Annotated in this window: 20 protein-coding genes; 10 read left to right on the top strand and 10 right to left on the bottom strand. The window is 66.7% G+C overall.

The features are described 5' to 3' along the window. Positions 1 to 82: 82 nt before the first annotated feature. From nrdR to rpiB, 4 genes are read right to left on the bottom strand one after another with little or no spacing between them, the layout of a single operon-like run. The gene (nrdR, locus tag ACQKJZ_RS11630; protein ID WP_427731226.1) at positions 83 to 550 is read right to left on the bottom strand and encodes a transcriptional regulator NrdR; all 468 of its coding nucleotides are present in this window, start codon (positions 548 to 550) and stop codon (positions 83 to 85) included. Further along, a complete protein-coding gene (locus ACQKJZ_RS11625; protein ID WP_427731225.1) occupies positions 551 to 742 on the bottom strand; it encodes a hypothetical protein in 192 nt (63 codons plus the stop codon). A gap of 11 nt (positions 743 to 753) precedes the next feature. Next, positions 754 to 2,049 (bottom strand): serine hydroxymethyltransferase, encoded by a 1,296-nt coding sequence (glyA, locus tag ACQKJZ_RS11620; protein WP_427731224.1) that lies wholly within the window; start codon positions 2,047 to 2,049, stop codon positions 754 to 756. 20 nt (positions 2,050 to 2,069) lie between these two features. Then, positions 2,070 to 2,513: a ribose 5-phosphate isomerase B gene (rpiB, locus tag ACQKJZ_RS11615; RefSeq protein ID WP_427731223.1), complete on the bottom strand. Its 444-nt coding sequence runs from the start codon at positions 2,511 to 2,513 to the stop codon at positions 2,070 to 2,072. 116 nt (positions 2,514 to 2,629) lie between these two features. Between rpiB and ACQKJZ_RS11610 the strand changes: the two genes are divergently transcribed. Next, positions 2,630 to 3,091 carry a hypothetical protein gene (locus ACQKJZ_RS11610; protein WP_427731222.1) on the top strand — a complete coding sequence of 154 codons (462 nt, stop codon included), beginning with the start codon at positions 2,630 to 2,632 and terminating at the stop codon, positions 3,089 to 3,091. Between the two features lie 44 nt (positions 3,092 to 3,135). Continuing rightward, on the top strand, positions 3,136 to 3,684 hold the full coding sequence (locus tag ACQKJZ_RS11605) for a Uma2 family endonuclease (protein ID WP_427731221.1): 549 nt from the start codon (positions 3,136 to 3,138) through the stop codon (positions 3,682 to 3,684). Between the two features lie 219 nt (positions 3,685 to 3,903). Here ACQKJZ_RS11605 and hemA read toward each other — a convergent pair whose 3' ends face one another. Together hemA and murI are read right to left on the bottom strand one after the other, a co-directional pair. Then, the gene (gene hemA, locus ACQKJZ_RS11600; RefSeq protein WP_427731220.1) at positions 3,904 to 5,145 is read right to left on the bottom strand and encodes a 5-aminolevulinate synthase; all 1,242 of its coding nucleotides are present in this window, start codon (positions 5,143 to 5,145) and stop codon (positions 3,904 to 3,906) included. A gap of 250 nt (positions 5,146 to 5,395) precedes the next feature. Then, a complete protein-coding gene (murI, locus tag ACQKJZ_RS11595) occupies positions 5,396 to 6,193 on the bottom strand; it encodes a glutamate racemase (protein ID WP_427731219.1) in 798 nt (265 codons plus the stop codon). 102 nt (positions 6,194 to 6,295) lie between these two features. Between murI and plsY the strand changes: the two genes are divergently transcribed. From plsY to topA, 3 genes are all read left to right on the top strand, one after another. After that, positions 6,296 to 6,901 (top strand): glycerol-3-phosphate 1-O-acyltransferase PlsY, encoded by a 606-nt coding sequence (plsY, locus tag ACQKJZ_RS11590; RefSeq protein ID WP_427731218.1) that lies wholly within the window; start codon positions 6,296 to 6,298, stop codon positions 6,899 to 6,901. After that, positions 6,894 to 7,973, top strand: coding sequence for a DNA-processing protein DprA (dprA, locus tag ACQKJZ_RS11585; protein ID WP_427731217.1), 1,080 nt, complete (start codon positions 6,894 to 6,896; stop codon positions 7,971 to 7,973). Before plsY ends, dprA begins: the two co-directional genes overlap by 8 nt. 199 nt (positions 7,974 to 8,172) lie before the next feature. Beyond that, positions 8,173 to 10,770 (top strand): type I DNA topoisomerase, encoded by a 2,598-nt coding sequence (gene topA, locus ACQKJZ_RS11580; RefSeq protein ID WP_427731216.1) that lies wholly within the window; start codon positions 8,173 to 8,175, stop codon positions 10,768 to 10,770. Between the two features lie 43 nt (positions 10,771 to 10,813). Here the strand turns inward: topA and ACQKJZ_RS11575 are convergent, their stop codons facing one another. Both ACQKJZ_RS11575 and panC read right to left on the bottom strand, forming a co-directional pair. Continuing rightward, complete coding sequence (locus ACQKJZ_RS11575) at positions 10,814 to 11,122, bottom strand: hypothetical protein (RefSeq protein ID WP_427731215.1); 309 nt, start codon at positions 11,120 to 11,122, stop codon at positions 10,814 to 10,816. A 72-nt stretch (positions 11,123 to 11,194) separates the two neighbouring features. Next, positions 11,195 to 12,037: a pantoate--beta-alanine ligase gene (gene panC, locus ACQKJZ_RS11570; RefSeq protein ID WP_427731214.1), complete on the bottom strand. Its 843-nt coding sequence runs from the start codon at positions 12,035 to 12,037 to the stop codon at positions 11,195 to 11,197. 75 nt (positions 12,038 to 12,112) lie between these two features. On the opposite strand from panC, the gene ACQKJZ_RS11565 reads away from it, so the two are divergent. From ACQKJZ_RS11565 to pgmG, 3 genes are read left to right on the top strand one after another with little or no spacing between them, the layout of a single operon-like run. Continuing rightward, entirely contained in the window at positions 12,113 to 12,922 is an 810-nt protein-coding gene (locus ACQKJZ_RS11565; protein WP_427731213.1) for a division plane positioning ATPase MipZ, read from the top strand. A gap of 12 nt (positions 12,923 to 12,934) precedes the next feature. Next, the gene (locus ACQKJZ_RS11560) at positions 12,935 to 13,204 is read left to right on the top strand and encodes a DnaJ domain-containing protein (protein WP_427731212.1); all 270 of its coding nucleotides are present in this window, start codon (positions 12,935 to 12,937) and stop codon (positions 13,202 to 13,204) included. Next, positions 13,197 to 14,570: a phosphoglucomutase/phosphomannomutase PgmG gene (gene pgmG, locus ACQKJZ_RS11555; protein ID WP_427731211.1), complete on the top strand. Its 1,374-nt coding sequence runs from the start codon at positions 13,197 to 13,199 to the stop codon at positions 14,568 to 14,570. The genes ACQKJZ_RS11560 and pgmG overlap by 8 nt, the downstream gene beginning before the upstream one ends. A gap of 275 nt (positions 14,571 to 14,845) precedes the next feature. Here pgmG and ACQKJZ_RS11550 read toward each other — a convergent pair whose 3' ends face one another. Further along, a complete protein-coding gene (locus tag ACQKJZ_RS11550) occupies positions 14,846 to 15,955 on the bottom strand; it encodes a M14 family metallopeptidase (RefSeq protein ID WP_427731210.1) in 1,110 nt (369 codons plus the stop codon). Between the two features lies 1 nt (position 15,956). Continuing rightward, positions 15,957 to 16,574, bottom strand: a complete 618-nt coding sequence (locus ACQKJZ_RS11545) for a DUF4136 domain-containing protein (RefSeq protein WP_312490295.1) — start codon at positions 16,572 to 16,574, stop codon at positions 15,957 to 15,959. Between the two features lie 200 nt (positions 16,575 to 16,774). On the opposite strand from ACQKJZ_RS11545, the gene ykgO reads away from it, so the two are divergent. Both ykgO and ACQKJZ_RS11535 read left to right on the top strand, forming a co-directional pair. Then, positions 16,775 to 16,900: a type B 50S ribosomal protein L36 gene (ykgO, locus tag ACQKJZ_RS11540; RefSeq protein WP_004210176.1), complete on the top strand. Its 126-nt coding sequence runs from the start codon at positions 16,775 to 16,777 to the stop codon at positions 16,898 to 16,900. A 15-nt stretch (positions 16,901 to 16,915) separates the two neighbouring features. Then, a complete protein-coding gene (locus ACQKJZ_RS11535; protein ID WP_427731227.1) occupies positions 16,916 to 17,569 on the top strand; it encodes an HAD family hydrolase in 654 nt (217 codons plus the stop codon). The last annotated feature ends 86 nt before the right edge of the window (positions 17,570 to 17,655 follow it).

Here is a 17,655-nt window from a genome sequence, read left to right as displayed (position 1 = left end):
GGGGGTACTCGGTACTATACTAACAGCCGTTCAGGCTGAGCGAAGTCGAAGCCCACGCCCTGCCATCACCACAAGGGCAAACTCACTCCCCCCGCGGCGCCACTTCTTCGACCGTCCCGGCAAAAGCCTCGAAATCCTTGGCCTCGCCGAACTCCCGGTACACGCTGGCGAACCGAATGTACGCCACCGAATCCAAGCCCTTCAGCCCTTCCATCACCATCTCACCGATCCGCTTGGACGACACCTCGCCCTCGCCGCTCGTCTCCAGCTGGCGCTGAATCCCGGACACGAGCTTCTCCACTCGCACCGGGTCGATCGGGCGTTTGCGCGTGGCGATGGAAATGGACCGGAGCAGCTTCTCGCGGTCGAACGGCTCGCGTCGTTCCTCGCTCTTCAGCACGAACAGTTCGCGCAACTGGATGCGCTCGAACGTCGTGAAGCGCGCTCCGCAGCCTTCGCATTGGCGGCGGCGGCGGATGGCCGCCCCATCTTCGGTGGGGCGGCTGTCCTTTACCTGACTGTCTTCATGGCCACAAAAGGGGCAGCGCATTCAGATCTTCTTCTTGGCCTTGAAATAGGCGTAGCCGGCACCCGCCGCCGCGCCGAGGACCGGGCCGACGAACGGCACGGGGATGGCGACCACGGCGCCCAGCGCGCCCCACTTGGCCATGCTCTTGCCCAGGCCCGGGGTCGACTTGATGTCGCTCTGAACCTCTGCAAATTTTTGGTCGAACTTGGCCATTTGAAACGTCCTTATCCCTGATAGATCGGAAAGCGTGCGCAAAGCTCACGCACACGGGCACGAACGTTCGCCTCGACTTCCGGGTCCCCATGCTCGCCCTTGGCCTTCAAACCGTCGAGCACATCGGCGACCATATGGCCGATCTGTTCGAACTCCGCCGGGCCGAAACCGCGCGTGGTGCCGGCGGGCGAGCCGACGCGGATGCCGCTGGTCTTCATCGGGGGCAGCGGATCGTTGGGGATGCCGTTCTTGTTGCAGGTGATGCCGGCGCGCTCCAGCGCCTCGTCGGCGTCGCGGCCGGTGATGCCCAGCGGGGTCAGGTCGACCAGCGCCAGATGCGTGTCGGTGCCGCCCGCGACCAGGTTCGCGCCGCGCGCCTTCAGCGTCGCTGCCAGCACGCGGGCATTTTCGACCACCGCCGCGATATAGGTCTTGAACTCGGGCTGAAGCGCCTCGCCGAAGGCGACCGCCTTGGCGGCGATGACGTGCATCAGCGGGCCACCCTGCAGGCCGGGGAAGACCGCCGAGTTGATCTTCTTCGCGATGGCTTCGTCATTGGTCATGATCATGCCGCCGCGCGGACCGCGCAGCGTCTTGTGCGTGGTGGTGGTCACGACATGCGCATGGCCGAACGGCGTCGGGTGCAGGCCGCCCGCGACGATGCCTGCGAAGTGCGCCATGTCGACCATGAAATAGGCGCCGACCTCGTCCGCGATGGCGCGGAACTTGGCGAAGTCGATCGTGCGCGGATAGGCCGAGCCGCCCGCGATGATGATCTTGGGCTGGCTCTCGCGCGCGATCCGGGCGACCTCGTCATAGTCGATCAGGTGCGTCTCGGGGTCGACGCCATACTGCACCGCGTTGAACCACTTGCCCGACAGCGCCGCTCGGGCGCCGTGCGTCAGATGGCCACCGGCATCGAGCGACAGGCCCATGATCGTGTCGCCGGGCTTGGCCAGCGCCAGCATCACCGCGCCGTTCGCCTGCGCGCCCGAGTGCGGCTGGACGTTGACGAACTCACAGCCGAAAATCTGCTTGGCGCGGTCGATCGCCAGCTGCTCGACCTCGTCCGACGGGGCGCAGCCCTGATAATAACGCTTGCCCGGATAACCCTCGGCATACTTGTTGGTGAAGACCGAGCCTTGCGCTTCCATCACCGCCTTGGAGACGATGTTCTCGGAGGCAATCAGCTCGATCTGGGTCTGCTCACGCTCCAGCTCGTGGGCGACACCGGCGAAGACGGCGGGGTCGGCATCGGCCAGGGTACGGGTGAAGAAACCGGCGGGCTGGACGTCGTTCATGCTCATGAGGGCGGTATCCTTGGCGTTCAATTCTGGGCGGGCGCGGTGGACAGCATGTCGACACGGCGCTGATGACGTCCGCCCTCGAACGGGGTGGACAGGAAGGCGGTCAGGCAGGCCTTGGCCATTTCCTCGCCGATGACGCGCGCGCCCATGGCGATGGCGTTGGCGTCGTTATGCTGGCGGGCGAGCGCGGCCGACAGCGGCTCGGACACGAGCGCGCAGCGGCAGGCGGGGTTACGATTGGCGGCGATCGAGATGCCGATCCCCGATCCGCATAAGGCCACGCCGCGCTCGGCGCGGCCATCGGCCAAAGCCTCGCCGACCGCGCGGCCGAAATCGGGATAATCGACGCTGGCGTTGCCGTCTGTCCCCAAGTCCAGCACCTCATGCCCCTCCCCGCGCAGCCAGTCCGCCAGCACGGTCTTCAACGAGACGGCGGCATGATCGGATGCGATCGCGATGCGCATGGGACGGGCGCTCCTGACAGATAAGGATGGAATGGGTGCGCCTTTACGCGCGCGCGCCGGCGATGGCTACCCCTTGGCGCGGGAACATGTGTCCGGCCCGGCCGGTTTTCCGCGGCATGAAACGCATCATCCTGCTGTCCACCCTGATCGCCGTCACCGCCTGCTCGCGCGAGGCGCCGGAGGTCGTCAACAATGCCGCAATCGGCTCGGCCGGTGGCCCCGGCGCGACGGCGGCTACGGCGGCGACGGCGGGCCCCGCCGGTGACGGATCGACCTTCACCGGTGTTCCGAAGAAGAAGGCGCCGGACTATGTGGGTCGCTATGTCGGGGTGGAGGGCATGTACTTGAACATCAAGCACGCCGCGACACCGGGCCGCTACCGCCTGGAGATGCAATGGGACCTCGACAACAAGGGCGAGTTCAAGGGCGATGCGGTCGGCGACACCATCGTGTTCGAGCGGAACGGCGTGCGCGAAACGCTGCGCCCTACCAACGGCGATGCGACGGGGTTGAAACATCTCGCGGGCAAGACCGAGTGCCTGACGGTGAAACCCGGCGAGGGCTATTGCAAGAAATGAGGTGCGGCTAGGTTTGCGCTTGGCCTCATGATAGGATTGCGTCCGTGAACCAGTTGGCCCGCCTTTCCCCGGACACCCGCGCGCGCTTCACCAGCGCCGAGTTCCTGCACATGGTCGAAAGCGGCGCGTTTGACGGCATGAAGGTCGAACTGATCGACGGAGAGCTGGCACGGATGAATCCTCCGATGAACGGCCATTCCGCAGCGCAGGCCAACGTCGTCTTCTACCTTGCGCAGAAGATGGGACCGTCTTTGGTCCGGGGCGAAACGGGTATCGTCCTAAACGACTCGAACGTCGTCTCCTGCGATGCAGCGCTTTTGCGACAGACAGTGACGGAGAATCGCTTCCTCACCCCGGCGGATATTCTGCTGGTGATCGAAATCACGCAGACGACGCAATCGCGCGATCTTGGGTTGAAGCGGATGCTTTACGCTCGTGCGGGAATCCCGACCTATTGGACGATCGATGGAGTGCGGCGCGTCATCCATGTCCATGCCGAACCGGTGGATGGTGAATATACCGACGTCCACACCGTCCGATTCGGCGAGCCCCTCGCCGTGCCGGGATGCGAGGCGGCGATTACGCTGGATTGATGGGTTCGCGCGAAGCCGCGAAGTCGCAAAGGTTTTTTGTTCGCGCGGAGGCGCGGAGGACGCGGAGGTGTCACGCCTGATCGCGACCTGCACGACACTTTCAACAGGCAGACGATAAAAGCGATACGCTCGATGGCGGGCAAATCTCTGCGCTCTCCGAGCGTCTGCGCGAACCATCCTTCTTCGCATCGTCGCGGCTTCGCGCGAAAACGATGCGGCTTACGCCGCCATCTTCAGATCCAGCCGCTCCCAGATTTCGACCAGCGCGGACACCAGTTCCGCCATCATTGCCTCGTCATGCGCCGGGCCCGGCGTGAAGCGCAGGCGTTCGGTACCGCGTGGCACGGTCGGGTAATTGATCGGCTGGACGTACACGCCGTACTCGGCGAGCAGGATGTCGCTGATCTTCTTGGCCTTGACCGGGTCACCGACCATGACGGGCACGATATGCGTCTCACCCAGCATGACGGGCAGGTTGGCCTCGCGCATCATCGCCTTCAGCTTGGCGGCAGCGGCCTGCTGGCCCTCCCGTTCGACCGAGCTTTGCTTCAGGTGCCGCACGCTCGCCAGCACGCCCGCGACCAGTACCGGCGACAGCGAGGTCGTGAAGATGAACCCCGGCGCGTACGACCGGATCACGTCGACGATCATCCGGTCGGCCGCGATATAGCCGCCCATCACGCCGAACGCCTTGCCCAGCGTTCCCTCGATCACAGTCAGCCGGTGCGCGACATGGTCCCGCTCCGAAATGCCGCCGCCGCGCGCGCCGTACATGCCGACCGCATGGACTTCATCAAGATAGGTCAGCGCGTTGTACTTGTCGGCGAGATCACAGATCGCCGCGATCGGGGCGACATCGCCCTCCATCGAATAGACGCTTTCGAACGCGATCAGCTTGGGCACCGCCGGGTCCGCCGCCGCGAGCAGTTCCTCCAGATGCGCCAGATCGTTATGGCGGAAGACCTGCTTCTCGCAGCCCGAATTGCGGATGCCGGCGATCATCGAGGCGTGATTGAGTTCGTCGGAAAAGATTACGCAGCCCGGCAGGATCTTGGCCAGCGTCGCCAGCGTCGCCTCGTTGGAGACATAGCCGCTGGTGAACAGCAACGCCGCCTCCTTGCCGTGCAGGTCGGCGAGTTCGCCTTCCAGATCGACATGATAGTGCGTGTTGCCGCCGATATTGCGCGTGCCGCCCGAGCCCGCGCCGACGTCATGCAGCGCTTCCTCCATCGCGGCGATGACCTTGGGGTGCTGGCCCATCGCCAGATAGTCGTTGGAGCACCAGACGGTGATCGGCTTGGGCCCGTTATGCCCGGCAAAGCACCGGGCGTTGGGGAACATGCCCTTGTTGCGCAGGATGTCGATGAAGACGCGGTAACGTCCCTCGGCGTGCAGGCGGTCGATCGCCTGGGTGAAGACGCGGGAATAATCCACGCGCGCGTCCGTGCCCTCGATGCTCATGGGACTGGAATGTAGGACGAACCCATGAAGGAATCGAGTCGGGAACTGCACTGAGTGTGATCGATCATGGTGGACATATTGTCCCAAGGATCGATCGGTTCCTGATGCGGGCGGTTCGCACGGATCGCCAACCCCACCCTTGTCCCCCACCTCCGTTCAGGCTGAGCGAAGTCGAAGCCTAAGGGAAATGCCTTGCCGCGCGCGAATCCCATGCACTTCGACTTCGCTCAGTGCGAACGGAGGTGGGAGATCAGAGCGCCTCGATCCGCGTAAAGCCCCGCGCCGCCAGCCCCGGTGCGAGCGCCTGCTCGCGCTCGCCGAGTCGGGTAAACACGGCCGCGCCCTCCCCGGTAGAATCGGGCCAGCCCTGCCCTTGCGTCAGAAACACGATTCGCCGCGCGATGCCCGGTCCGCCATCGACGAAGCGCACCGCATGCGGCGCCGCCGCCGCCAGCTCCGCCTCGACCAGCGGAAAATGGGTGCAGGCATTGACGATGACGTCGATATTCCCGCCGCCCTCTTGCCCGAACATCCCGTCGAGCACCGCCGTGAAGGCTTCGGGCGACAGCGTCTCGCCGCGCAGCTTCGCCTCGGCCAGTTCGACCAATTCGGCCGAGCCGTGCCGGATCACGCGGCAATCGCCACCGAACCGCGCGGCCAGATCATCGACATAGGCCTGCCGCACCGTCGCCCGCGTGCCCAGCACGCCGATGGTGCGCGTCTCGCTCATGACGGCGGCGGGCTTGATGGCCGGCACGGTTCCCACCACCGGCAGGTCCAGCGCCGCGCGTACCGCCGGCAGCGCGATGGTCGAGGCGGTATTGCACGCGATCACGATCAGGCGTGGTCGATACCGCTCCGCCAGCCGCCCGAGCAGCGCGGGCACGCGCGCCGCGATCTCCGCCTCGGTCTTCTCGCCATAAGGAAAGCCCGCGCTGTCAGCGACATAGACGAACGGCGCGGCGGGCAGCGCGGCGCGCGCAGGCCCCGCGATCGACAGCCCACCGACGCCGGAGTCGAAAAACAGGATCGGACGCGCATCGCTCATTCCCGCCTCTTAAGCGGTTGGCCGACATGAAACCAGCATGTCCCGGATTGGACAGGGGGGGAGCGATGTTCTATGTCTGTCCCGGAGCACAGGGGAAGACTATTGCCGACCGAAATCATCTGGGGGCCGCCGACCTGGGCCTTGCTGATCGGCTATCTGCTGGGGTCGATTCCCTTCGGCGTCATCCTGACGCGCGCGGCTGGCGCGGGCGATCTGCGCAGTATCGGATCGGGCAATATCGGCGCGACCAATGTGCTGCGGACCGGCCGGAAGGGTCTGGCCGCCGCGACGCTGATCCTCGACCTGTTGAAGGGTGTCGTCGCCGTGCTGGTCGTGCGGTCCTGGCTACCCGGTGAGGAAGCGCTGGCGGCGGCGGCCGCCTTTGTCGGCCATTGCTATCCGATCTGGCTGAAGTTTCGTGGCGGCAAGGGCGTCGCCACGCTGATGGGTGTCGTCACCGCGCTCTACTGGCCGCTGGGGCTGGTCTATGCGGTGGTGTGGCTAGGCCTGCTCGCCACCATCCGCATCTCGGCGGTGGCGGGGATGACGGCGGCGATCAGCGCGCCGCTGGCGGCGGCGGTGATGGGGCGGTTCGACCTGGTCCTGCTGCTGATCGCACTCGCCCTGATCGTCATCTGGAAGCACGGGTCGAACATCGACCGGCTGCTGGCGGGCACCGAGCCGCGCATCGGTAAAAAGCGTGACTGATGCCCGGTTCGCGCAGCTCCGGCTGTTGCGGACGCATGGCATCGGACCCGTCACCTGGCGCCAGCTGATGGCGCGGTTCGGGACGGCGGAGGCGGCGCTCGACGCCCTGCCCCAACTCGCCCGGCGTGGCGGCGGCGAAGCCCCCAAGGCCGCCGACCGGGGCGTCGTCGCGCGGGAGATCGAGACGGTGGCGCGGCTGGGCGCACGGCACGTGATGCTGGGCGACGCCGACTATCCCCCGCTCCTCGCCGAACTCGACACCGCCCCGCCCGCGCTGATCATACGCGGCGACATCGGTCTGGCCCAACGCGGCGGCGTGGCGCTGGTCGGCGCCCGCAACGCGTCGGCCGCGTCGTGCCGGTTCGCGCGCGGGCTGGCGCAGGACCTTGCGGCGCAGAACGTGCCCGTCACCTCGGGCCTGGCGCGCGGCATCGACACGGCGGCGCATATCGGCGCGCTCGACGGCGGCACGATCGGCGTCATCGCCAGCGGCATCGACATCGCCTTCCCGCCGGAGAATGCGCGGCTTCAGGAGGAGGTGGCGACACGCGGCCTGCTGATCGCCGAGCAGCCGCCCGGCACCCAGCCGCTGGCCCGCCATTTCCCCTCGCGCAACCGGATCATCGCCGGGCTGGCGCAAGGCACGGTCGTGGTCGAGGCCGCGCCGCGTTCCGGCTCGCTCATCACCGCGCGACTGGCGGGCGAGGCGGGGCGCGAGGTGATGGCGGTGCCCGGCCACCCCGCCGATCCGCGCGCGCAAGGCTGCAACATGCTGATCCGCGAGGGCGCGACGCTGATCCAGTCGGCCGGTGACATCCTCGAACAGATCCGCCCCATCGACCCGCGCATGGTCCGCACGCCGGAGATACCCTACACGCCCCCGCCGCCCGAGGAGGCCAGCGATGCGGACCGCCGGCGGGTCAGCGACCTGCTCGGCCCGGTCGCGGTGACGGTCGACGAACTCATCCGCCAGAGCGGCCGCCCGCCCGCCATCGTCCAGACGATCCTGCTGGAACTGGAACTGGCCGGACGGCTGGAGCGGCATGCGGGCGGCCGGGTGGCCTTGGGGTGAGGTTTGCGCGTGGCCTTCGACTTCGCTCAGGCCGAACGAAGGTTGGGGGTCAAGGCCACACATACGTCCATCCGTTCCGCCTGAGCGAAGTCGAAGCCCCCCCCCCGGCCCCCGCCACACCCGAACCAACCGCGCTTGACGGCCCCCCGCCCCCTCCCCATCCTCGCGTACACACGTAAGGGACGTAGTTTTACCGCTCATGCAGCTTGTCATCGTCGAATCGCCCGCCAAGGCGAAGACCATCGAGAAATATCTGGGTTCGGACTACCGCGTCCTGGCGAGCTATGGTCACGTCCGCGACCTGCCGCCCAAGGACGGCTCGGTCGACCCGGACCAGAATTTCGCGATGGAGTGGGAGAATTACGCGGACAAGGCGCGCCAGCTCAAGGCGATCGCCGACGAGGCCAAGAAGGCCGATCGTCTGATTCTGGCCACCGACCCCGATCGCGAGGGGGAGGCGATTTCGTGGCACGTGCAGGAAGTTCTGAAGAACCGCAAGGCGCTGCCCGACAAGGTCGAGCGGGTGACGTTCAACGCGATCACCAAGCCTGCCATCCTCCACGCGATGCAGAATCCGCGCGAGCTGGATACCGACCTGATCGACGCGTACCGCGCACGCCGGGCGCTCGACTATCTGGTCGGCTTCACCCTGTCGCCGGTGCTGTGGCGCAAGCTGCCCGGCGCCAAGTCGGCGGGCCGCGTCCAGTCGGTCGCGCTGCGCCTGATCGTCAGCCGCGAGCGCGAGATCGAGGCGTTCCGCCCGCAGGAATATTGGTCGGTGACGGCCGATATGGAGCAGGACGGCACGCCCTTCGTTGCGCGCCTGGTCCAGTGGGAGGGCAAGAAGCTTGACCGCCTGTCGATCGGCAATGAAGGCGACGCCACGCGCGCCAAGGCCGATGTCGAGGCCGGCCGCTTCCAGGTCCAGTCGGTCGAAACCAAGCCCGCGACGCGCAACCCGCCGCCGCCCTTCACCACCTCGACCCTGCAACAGGAAGCCGCGCGCAAGCTGGGCTTCTCGGCCGATCACACGATGCGGATCGCGCAGCAGCTCTATGAGGACGGCGCGATCACCTATATGCGGACCGACGGCGTCCAGATGGACGGATCGGCCATCTCGGCGGCGCGCAAGGCGGTGGCCGACCGCTATGACGCGTCGTACGTCCCGGACAAGCCGCGGATGTACCAGTCCAAGGCGAAGAACGCACAGGAAGCGCACGAGGCGATTCGCCCGACCGACTTCTCCCGCGACCATGCCGGTTCGGGCGACCATGGCCGCCTCTACGACCTGATCTGGAAGCGCGCGCTGGCGTCGCAAATGGCCTCGGCGCGGATGGAGCGGACGACCATCGACATGGCCGACGGCACCGGGCGTCATGTGTTGCGGGCCACCGGCCAGGTCGTGCTCTTCCCCGGCTATCTGGCACTCTATGAGGAAGGCCAGGACGACAGCCAGGACGAGGAAGCCCGCCGCCTCCCCCGCCTGCGCGAGGGTGATGCGCCCGCCAAAAAGGAGGTGAAGGCCGAGCAGCACTTCACCCAGCCGCCGCCGCGCTTCTCCGAGGCTTCGCTGGTCAAGCGGATGGAGGAGCTCGGCATCGGGCGTCCGTCCACCTATGCCTCGATCATCAAGACGCTGAAGGACCGCGCCTATGTCCGCGTCGAGAAGAACCGCTTCTTCGCCGAGGAGAGCGGGCGGTTGGTGACGGCGTTCCTGGAGCGCTTCTTCGAGAAATATGTCGGCTACGACTATACCGCCGAACTGGAAGAGGAACTGGACGACGTGTCCGGCGGCCGCGCCCAGTGGCAGGCGGTGCTCGACGCCTTCTGGCGCGACTTCAAGCCGCGCACGTCCGAAGTCATGGAGCAACAGCCTTCGGCAATTACCGCCGAACTGGATCAGTTTCTCGCGCCCTATCTCTTCCCCGAAAAGGCGGACGGGTCGGACCCGCGCCTGTGCCCCAATTGCGGTGAGGGCAAGCTGGCATTGCGCGGCGGTCGATTCGGCGCGTTCATCGCCTGCTCCAACTATCCCGAGTGCAAATATACCCGCCGATTCGCCCAGGGTGGCGAAGGCGCGGGCGAGGACAGCGGCCCCGAGACCTTGGGCAAGGACCCCGAAACCGGGCTGCCGGTCGAGCGCAAGTCGGGGCGATTCGGCCCCTATATCCAGCTGGGTGAGGGCAAGGACGCCAAGCGCGCTTCGATCCCCAAGGATGTCGATCTCGATCTGGAATGGGCGCTCAAGCTGCTCAGCCTGCCGCGCACCATCGGCAATCACCCGGAGACGGGCGAGCCGATCACCGCCTCGATCGGGCGCTATGGCCCCTATCTGGCGCATAGCGGCAAATATGCGCGCCTGACTTCGACCGCCGATGTGTTCGAAACGGGCATGAACGCCGCCGTGGTCAAGCTGGCCGAAGCGGCGGCGGGCGGCGGGCGTGCCGCGCGTGGCACCGCGTCGCGCGAACCGCTCAAGGTGCTGGGCAAGCATCCGCGCACCGAGGCGGAGATCAAGCTGATGGAAGGGCGCTACGGCCCCTACGTCACCGATGGCGAGACGAACGCAACCATTCCCAAGACGGTCGACAAGGACCAGCTGACGCTGGAGGAAGCCGCGCAACTGATCGACGCGCGGGCGGCGGCCGCTCCGGCACGCAAGAAGCCGGCGAAAAAGGCCCCGGCCAAGAAGGCGGCGACCAAGACGGCCACATCGAAGACGGCGGCCGAAAAGAAACCGGCGGCCAAGAAGGCGCCCGCCAAGAAGGCGGCGGCGAAACCGAAGAGCGACGCCTGATCCCGTCCTCCCCAACGAGGCGGATCGGCGCGGCGCGGATCGGTCAGGCCGCGCGCATCTGCGGCGTACGGCTGCTGTAGAGGAAGTTGCGGGCCTGACGCTGGGCCTCGGCGATCTCGCGCGCCGTCATGTCGGTTGCGATCTCGGCACGGGCGATCTGCGCCGGCAGAAAGCCTGCGACCGCCGCCAGGTTGAACCACTTGTGCGCCTCGATCAGGTCGTAGCGGACGCCGCCCGACCCGGTGGAATAGGCGACGCCCAGATCGTACATCATCGCGCCGTTCTGGCCGGTCGCCTGGTCGACGAGCCGGCTTTCCATCAGGAACTGCGCACTCTTGCTGCTATTGGCCATATGAGCCCCCTACCGAACATTCTTGTTCGAGTCGGAAGATATGCCCACAACGGTCACAAATTGGTTAATCGGTTAACCGTCTGTGATAGCGACGTTATCGATCAGTCGGGTCGCCCCCATGCGCGCGGCGGCGAGCAGCCGGCGGGGGCGATCGGCGGCGGGATCGGGGGTCAGCGTCTCGGCATCGGCCAGCGCGATATAGTCGACCTCGAACCCGGCGGCGGTCAGCGTGGCGCGCGCATCGGCCAGTACGGTCGCCGGCTCCTCGCCCCGCCCGATCGCGCGCGCGGCGACGCCCAGCGCACGTGGCAACGCCACCGCCTTGGCCCGCTGCTCCTCGTCCAGATAGATGTTGCGCGACGACAGGGCCAGGCCGTCATCGTCACGCTGGGTCGGCACGCCGACGATCTCGATCCCGAAGTCCAGATCGGCGACCATGCGGCGAATCACCGCCAGCTGCTGGAAATCCTTCTCGCCGAAATAGGCCGCGTCGGGCCTCACTTGGTTGAACAGCTTGGCGACCACCGTCGCCACACCGTCGAAATGGCCGGGGCGCGATTCGCCGTCATAGCCCTCACTGACGCCGGCGACATGGATCGTCGTCGCATGTCCGTCCGGGTACATCGCCTCGACGCCCGGCATCCAGACCAAGTCGCAACCCGCCTCGGTCAGCATCCGGATGTCGGCCTGCTCGCGACGGGGATAGCGGCCCAGATCCTCGTTCGGCCCGAACTGCTTGGGATTGACGAAAATGGACGCCACCACCTTGGTGCCCGGCCGCTTCGCCGCTTCGATCAGCGCGATATGCCCGACATGGAGCGCGCCCATGGTCGGTACGAACGCGATGCGCACGCCATCGGCCCGCAGCGCCGCAAGCGCCGCAACCAAGGCTTCGCGATCCCGAATGACTTGCACTGATTTTACCCCTCGTTCCCCACGCCCAGGGCTTCTATGTAGGGTGGCAACGGGGATCAATAAGGAAGCGACGAGTTGCCGGAACGGCTATCTTCAACGCACGTCATTGTCTTTGCCAATGAAAAAGGTGGCACTGGCAAATCGACGACGGCGGTTCATGTGGCGATCGCGCTGGCCGCGAAGGGCGCACGCGTGGCGTGTCTCGATCTGGATCATCGCCAGCGGACGGTGGGCCGCTATCTCGACAACCGGGCCGAGACGATCAAGCGCACCGGGCACAAGCTGCCCATGCCGGTCCACGCGACGCACACCAGTCAGACCGAGGAAGGGTTCGAGGAACTGTGGTTCGGCCTGTCGCAGGATGCCGACTTCCTGATCGTCGACACGCCCGGCCGCGACGACCATTTCGCGCGGACGGCGGCGGCGCTGTCGAACACGCTGGTCACGCCGATGAACGACAGCTTCGTCGACTTCGACCTGATCGGACAGGTCGACCCGGAGACGTTCCAGGTGACCCGCCCCAGTTTCTATTCGGAGCTGATCTGGGACGCGCGCAAGCAGCGGGCCCGCGCCGATGGCACGACCATTGACTGGGTCGTGCTACGCAACCGCCTGCAGCATATCGAGGCGCGCAACATGCGCCGCGTGTCGGACGCGCTGACCGACCTGTCGCGCCGTGTCGGCTTCCGGGTGATCCCGGGCCTGGGCGAGCGCGTCATCTATCGCGAGATGTTCCCCAACGGCCTGACCATGATCGACGCCAAGGAATTCGGCGCGATGGGTCTGGGCCATGTCGCCGCGCGGCAGGAGCTGCGCGAGATGATGGCGGCGCTGCAACTGCCCGAGGCTTGGGCGGAAGCCGGCGCACGTCCCGATGCGGCCTGACCGGGCACGCCCGTGAAATGGCTGCTCGCGCTGCTCGTCATCTGGCTGGTGTGGCGTTACCTGCCGCGCCCCAAAAAGGCGGCACCGCCTCCGCGCCTGCCGCAGGATGAGGCGGAGGCGCTGGCGATCCTGGACCTGCCGCCCCAGGCGGATGCCGAGGCCATTCGCCAGGCGCATCGCCGGCTGGTCACGCAGGTCCATCCCGATCGCGGCGGTTCGGCCGATCTGACCCGACGGGTCAACGCCGCGCGCGACCTGCTGCTGGAGCGCCGGCATGGCTGAGCGCGCCGCCGCCATCCATCCCACGGCGCTGCGCGAATATGACGTGCGTGGCACCGTGCCCGAGACGCTGGACGAGCGCGCGGCCTATGCCGTCGGGCGCGGCTTCGCGACGCGGGTGCGGCTTGCGGGCGGAACCCGTGTCGCGGTCGGCCGCGATGGCCGGCTCAGCTCGCCCGCGCTGGAGGCGGCGCTGATCGAGGGGCTGACCGACAGCGGTGTCGATGTCGTGCGCCTCGGCCTGGGGCCGACGCCGATGGTCTATTTCGCCGAAGCGACCCTAATGGTGGACGGCGCCGTACAGGTAACGGGCAGCCACAATCCCCGCGACGACAATGGCTTCAAGATGGTGCTGCAGCATCGCCCCTTTTTTGGCGAGGATGTGCAGGACCTCGCGCGCATGGCGGCGGCGCGTGACTGGACCGAGGGCGCAGGAGTGGTCGAGGCGGTCGACATCCTCGACGCCTATGTCGACCGGCTGCTGGTGGGTTATGCTGGCGGCGAGTACCGGATCGGCTGGGACTGCGGCAGCGGCGCGGCCGGCCCCGTCATCGAAAAGCTGGTCCAGCGCCTGCCGGGTGAGCACCATACGCTGTTCACCGATGTGGACGGTCATTTCCCGCATCATCACCCCGATCCGACGGTCGAGGCGAATCTAGAGGCGCTGAAACGGCTGGTCGCCGAGAAGAAGCTCGATTTCGGATTCGCTTTCGATGGCGATGGCGACCGAATCGGCGCGGTCGATGGTCGGGGCCGCGTGATCTGGGGCGACCAGATCCTGATGATCCTAGCCACCCCCACCCTCGCCGAGCATCCCGGCGCACCGATCGTCGCGGATGTGAAGGCCAGCCAGGCGCTGTTCGACCATATCGAACGCCTGGGCGGGCAGCCGGTGATGTGGAAGACCGGGCACAGCCTGATGAAGGCCAAAATGGTCGAAACGGCGGCGCCGCTGGGTGGCGAGATGTCGGGGCATATGTTCTTCGCCGGCGAATGGTACGGCTTCGACGACGCCCATTACGCCGCGATCCGCCTGATCCGCGCGGCGTACTTGGCGGACCGGTCGATGACCGAGCTGCGCGGCGCCATGCCGGCGATGGTCGATATTCCCGAAACACGGATCACGGTGCCGGAGGCGGACAAGTTCGCCATCGTCGAGCGGGTCGGCGCGGCATTGCGCGCCGAGGGGGCGGACATCAACGAGACGGACGGCGTCCGGGTGCGGACAGCGGATGGCTGGTGGCTGTTGCGGGCATCCAATACCCAGGCGGCGCTGACCGTGCGCGCGGAGGCGGGGGATGCGACTGTGCTTGCGCGAGTGTTGGCGGAGCTGGACCGTTATCTCGCGGCGGAAGGGGTTGCGCGGTAGGCGTTGGGGCGTGGCCTTCGACTTCGCTCAGGCTGAACGGAGGGCGGGATAAGGTTCGCGCAGAGGCGCGGAGGACGCAGAGGTGTCTGGTCCCGCCGCAGCTGCGGCACTGTCATCTTACCGCGTGTAGGGGGACGAAGCGCTGCCGCCCGCAAACCTCTCTGCGTCCTCTGCGCCTCTGCGCGAACACGGACCTTGCTCCCCCCCCCCCGTTCAGCCTGAGCGAAGTCGAAGGCCAAGGGAGTCCCTGTCCGCCAAGGACTCCTCCAAACCGCTCAAATCTCCCCGATCATCTCGCTCAATACCTCCAGACACGACACGCCCAGCTTTGCCGAGCGCTCGCCCGACCAGCCATGCACCGCGTCGGGGCTGGGGTCGTGGTCCTTGAACGGCATCTCCAGCGTCACCGACACCGCGCCGAACCGCTCGGCCAGCTGGTTGGTCGACATGGACAGGTTGGCATTGCCCGCGCTCGACTTCTCATAGCCCATCTGGGTCTGGAAATCGGCCGTGTGCGCGGCCAGGCGACGGCCGAATTCATAGAATTTGGCGCCGTGATCCTCGGTCCAGCTGGGAATACCCTCATAGCCGGCGATGAAATTGGCGGGAATCGCCTCGTCGCCATGCGCGTCGATCGCGAAGTCGACCCCGGTCTCGTCCATCCGGTTGCGCACGCACAGCACTTCCGGGCTGCGTTCCGGCGTCGGCGTGTGCCATTCGCGGTTGAGGTTCACACCCGCCGCATTGGTGCGCAGATGGCCGCGCCGCGTGCCGTCCGGGTTCATGTTGGGCACGACATGCACGGTCGCCGCCGCCAGCAGCGATTCGGCCGCCGGGCTGGTCAGCCAGTCGAGCGCGCCTTCCATCCACCATTCGGCCATCGATTCGCCCGGATGCTGGCGCGCATAGAGCCACACCTGCTTCGGGCCCGAACCGATGCGGAAATAGTCGATCGGCTGGCCGTCCAGCGTCTGGCCAAGTTCCTCGTGATGCACGCCCCTGGCCGCGATCCGCGCGACCAGATCGTTATGCCGCTCCATGGTATAGGGCTCGAAATAGGCGAACCAGGCGAGATCGGTCTCGCCCGTCCACTGCCATTCGAGCACCCCGTCCGCATAGGTCGTCGGCGTCATCCGCCAATCGTGCCGGTCGGCCGAGGCGCGGACGTGATAGTTCGGCCACCCTTGCGGAAAGGCCGAACCCGCACCGTTCAGGATGCGGAAGGTCAGCGTCCGCCCCTTCGCGCCGCCGACGCGGAAATAGAACCACTGGTAGAAATCGGACTGGTGATCGGCGACGATCTCCAGGTCGACGCGGTCGCCCTCGATCGCGACTACGCGGATATTGCCGCCGTCGAACGCGGCGTTGATCGTCAGGTCGCTCACCTCACTTCACCTCGATCGTGCGGCCCGATTCGCCGGGGAAGTTGGTGAACAGGGCGTTGGCGAGCTTGGCCGCCTGCGACGGGGCGTCGATCTTGGCCAGCGCCTCGACCGGCGCGATGTTGCGCGCGCTGCCTTCCCAGATCGGCGACTGGTCCATGCGTCGCTTGATCTGAACCGACAATTCGGTGCCGATGATCTCCTGCGGCCGGCTCTTGCCGATCGGGAAGCTCACGCCGCCCCCCAGGCCGACCCCGCCGCCACGACCGCCCCCAAAGCTGCCGCCACCCAGCCCGACCGAGAAGGGCGAGGGGCGCGGCGGGCCGAGCCGATTGGCGCGGGTAAAAGAGACGGTCGCGATATAGTCGGGCTGCGCGGCCCCCTGGGGCAGCGAATAGCCGTTGCGCAGCAACGCGGTTTCGACCGCGGCGGCATAGGTCTTGAACTCGATGCTGGCGGGGCCGGTGTTGGACAGCGGCTCGACCCGGATGGTGCCGCGCGCGATCGGCTCGCCCAGGTGATAGCGGATCACCTCGGTCGGCGGCAGGCGCCCGCCCGTGGTGGAACAGGCGGCGAGCGTTCCGGCGGCGGCCGCGAGGATCAGGAGCGAGCGGGCTTTCATGGGTCGAGGACACCTTCAGGGACGTTACGGATGGGCAACGCATGACATATGGGCGATGATCCCCCGGCGAAAGAGGGACCATGGCCCGGTGACGAGGTCGTCATGCCCGAACCTTGCCCCAAACCTTGACTTGCCCCCGCATTGCCACTAGGCGGCGACGCTTTCCAGATCACCTCCAGTTCAAAAGAAGCGAATCGATCATGAAGATCCGCAATTCCCTGAAGTCGCTCAAGGGTCGTCACCGGGACAACCGCGTGATCCGCCGTCGCGGCCGCACCTACGTCATCAACAAGACCAACCGTCGTTTCAAGGCGCGCCAGGGCTAATCACCCTTGCCGCCGATCGACCAGGATGCGTCCGGCCGCTTGGCCGAACCGCGTCCCGATCGGCCGACCGCCGTCATCTTCGACGTCGGTCGCGTCCTGTACGACTGGGATCCGCGCATCCTGTATCGGCGCCTGATCGCGGACGATCGGGCGCTCGATGCGTTCGTGCGCGACGTGGTCACCAGCGAATGGCATTTTCAGCATGATGCCGGACGCGACTTCGCCGATACCTCGGCGGAGCTGATCGCGCTGCATCCGCACCATGCCGAGCTGATCGCCGCCTGGGGCCCGCGTTTCAGCGAGAGCATCGGCGACCCGATTCCGGGCATGCACGACCTCGTCGCCGAGCTGGATGCCGCTGGTGTCCCGCTGTTCGCGATCACGAACTTCAGCCACGAATTCTGGCCGCCCTTTCGCGCCCAGGAAGCGGCGCTGTTCGACCGTTTCCGCGACATCGTGGTGTCGGGCGATGAAAAGCTGGTGAAGCCCGATCCCGCCATCTACCGCTTGGCGCTCGCCCGGTTCGGGCTGGAGCCGCACGAGGCGGTGTTCATCGATGACAATCGCGCGAACATCGATGCGGCGGCGAAACTGGGCATCGTCGCGCTGCACTTTACCGACGCGGCGGCGTTGCGACCGCGTATGCGGGACTTGGGTCTGGTCGCTTAAGGAGTCGCGCGGCCTTCGACTTCGCTCAGGCTGAACGGCGTTCTGGGTTCAATTCCGACCGCCGTTCAAGCTGAGCGAAGTCGAAG

It is taken from the genome of Sphingomonas sp. NPDC019816 (genome assembly GCF_050274375.1).
GTDB lineage: Bacteria > Pseudomonadota > Alphaproteobacteria > Sphingomonadales > Sphingomonadaceae > Sphingomonas.
This window is presented reverse-complemented; position numbering and strand designations above follow the sequence as displayed.

Excerpts from the sequence above, each read along its gene's own strand:
- ykgO (WP_004210176.1), top strand. The coding sequence starts at position 16,775 with ATGAAGATCCGCAATTCCCTGAAGTCGCTCAAGGGTCGTCACCGGGAC.
- ACQKJZ_RS11575 (WP_427731215.1), bottom strand. The coding sequence starts at position 11,122 with ATGGCCAATAGCAGCAAGAGTGCGCAGTTCCTGATGGAAAGCCGGCTC.
- pgmG (WP_427731211.1), top strand. The coding sequence starts at position 13,197 with ATGGCTGAGCGCGCCGCCGCCATCCATCCCACGGCGCTGCGCGAATAT.
- hemA (WP_427731220.1), bottom strand. The coding sequence starts at position 5,145 with ATGAGCATCGAGGGCACGGACGCGCGCGTGGATTATTCCCGCGTCTTC.
- murI (WP_427731219.1), bottom strand. The coding sequence starts at position 6,193 with ATGAGCGATGCGCGTCCGATCCTGTTTTTCGACTCCGGCGTCGGTGGG.
- nrdR (WP_427731226.1), bottom strand. The coding sequence starts at position 550 with ATGCGCTGCCCCTTTTGTGGCCATGAAGACAGTCAGGTAAAGGACAGC.
- ACQKJZ_RS11545 (WP_312490295.1), bottom strand. The coding sequence starts at position 16,574 with ATGAAAGCCCGCTCGCTCCTGATCCTCGCGGCCGCCGCCGGAACGCTC.
- ACQKJZ_RS11610 (WP_427731222.1), top strand. The coding sequence starts at position 2,630 with ATGAAACGCATCATCCTGCTGTCCACCCTGATCGCCGTCACCGCCTGC.
- topA (WP_427731216.1), top strand. The coding sequence starts at position 8,173 with ATGCAGCTTGTCATCGTCGAATCGCCCGCCAAGGCGAAGACCATCGAG.
- ACQKJZ_RS11625 (WP_427731225.1), bottom strand. The coding sequence starts at position 742 with ATGGCCAAGTTCGACCAAAAATTTGCAGAGGTTCAGAGCGACATCAAG.
- rpiB (WP_427731223.1), bottom strand. The coding sequence starts at position 2,513 with ATGCGCATCGCGATCGCATCCGATCATGCCGCCGTCTCGTTGAAGACC.
- glyA (WP_427731224.1), bottom strand. The coding sequence starts at position 2,049 with ATGAGCATGAACGACGTCCAGCCCGCCGGTTTCTTCACCCGTACCCTG.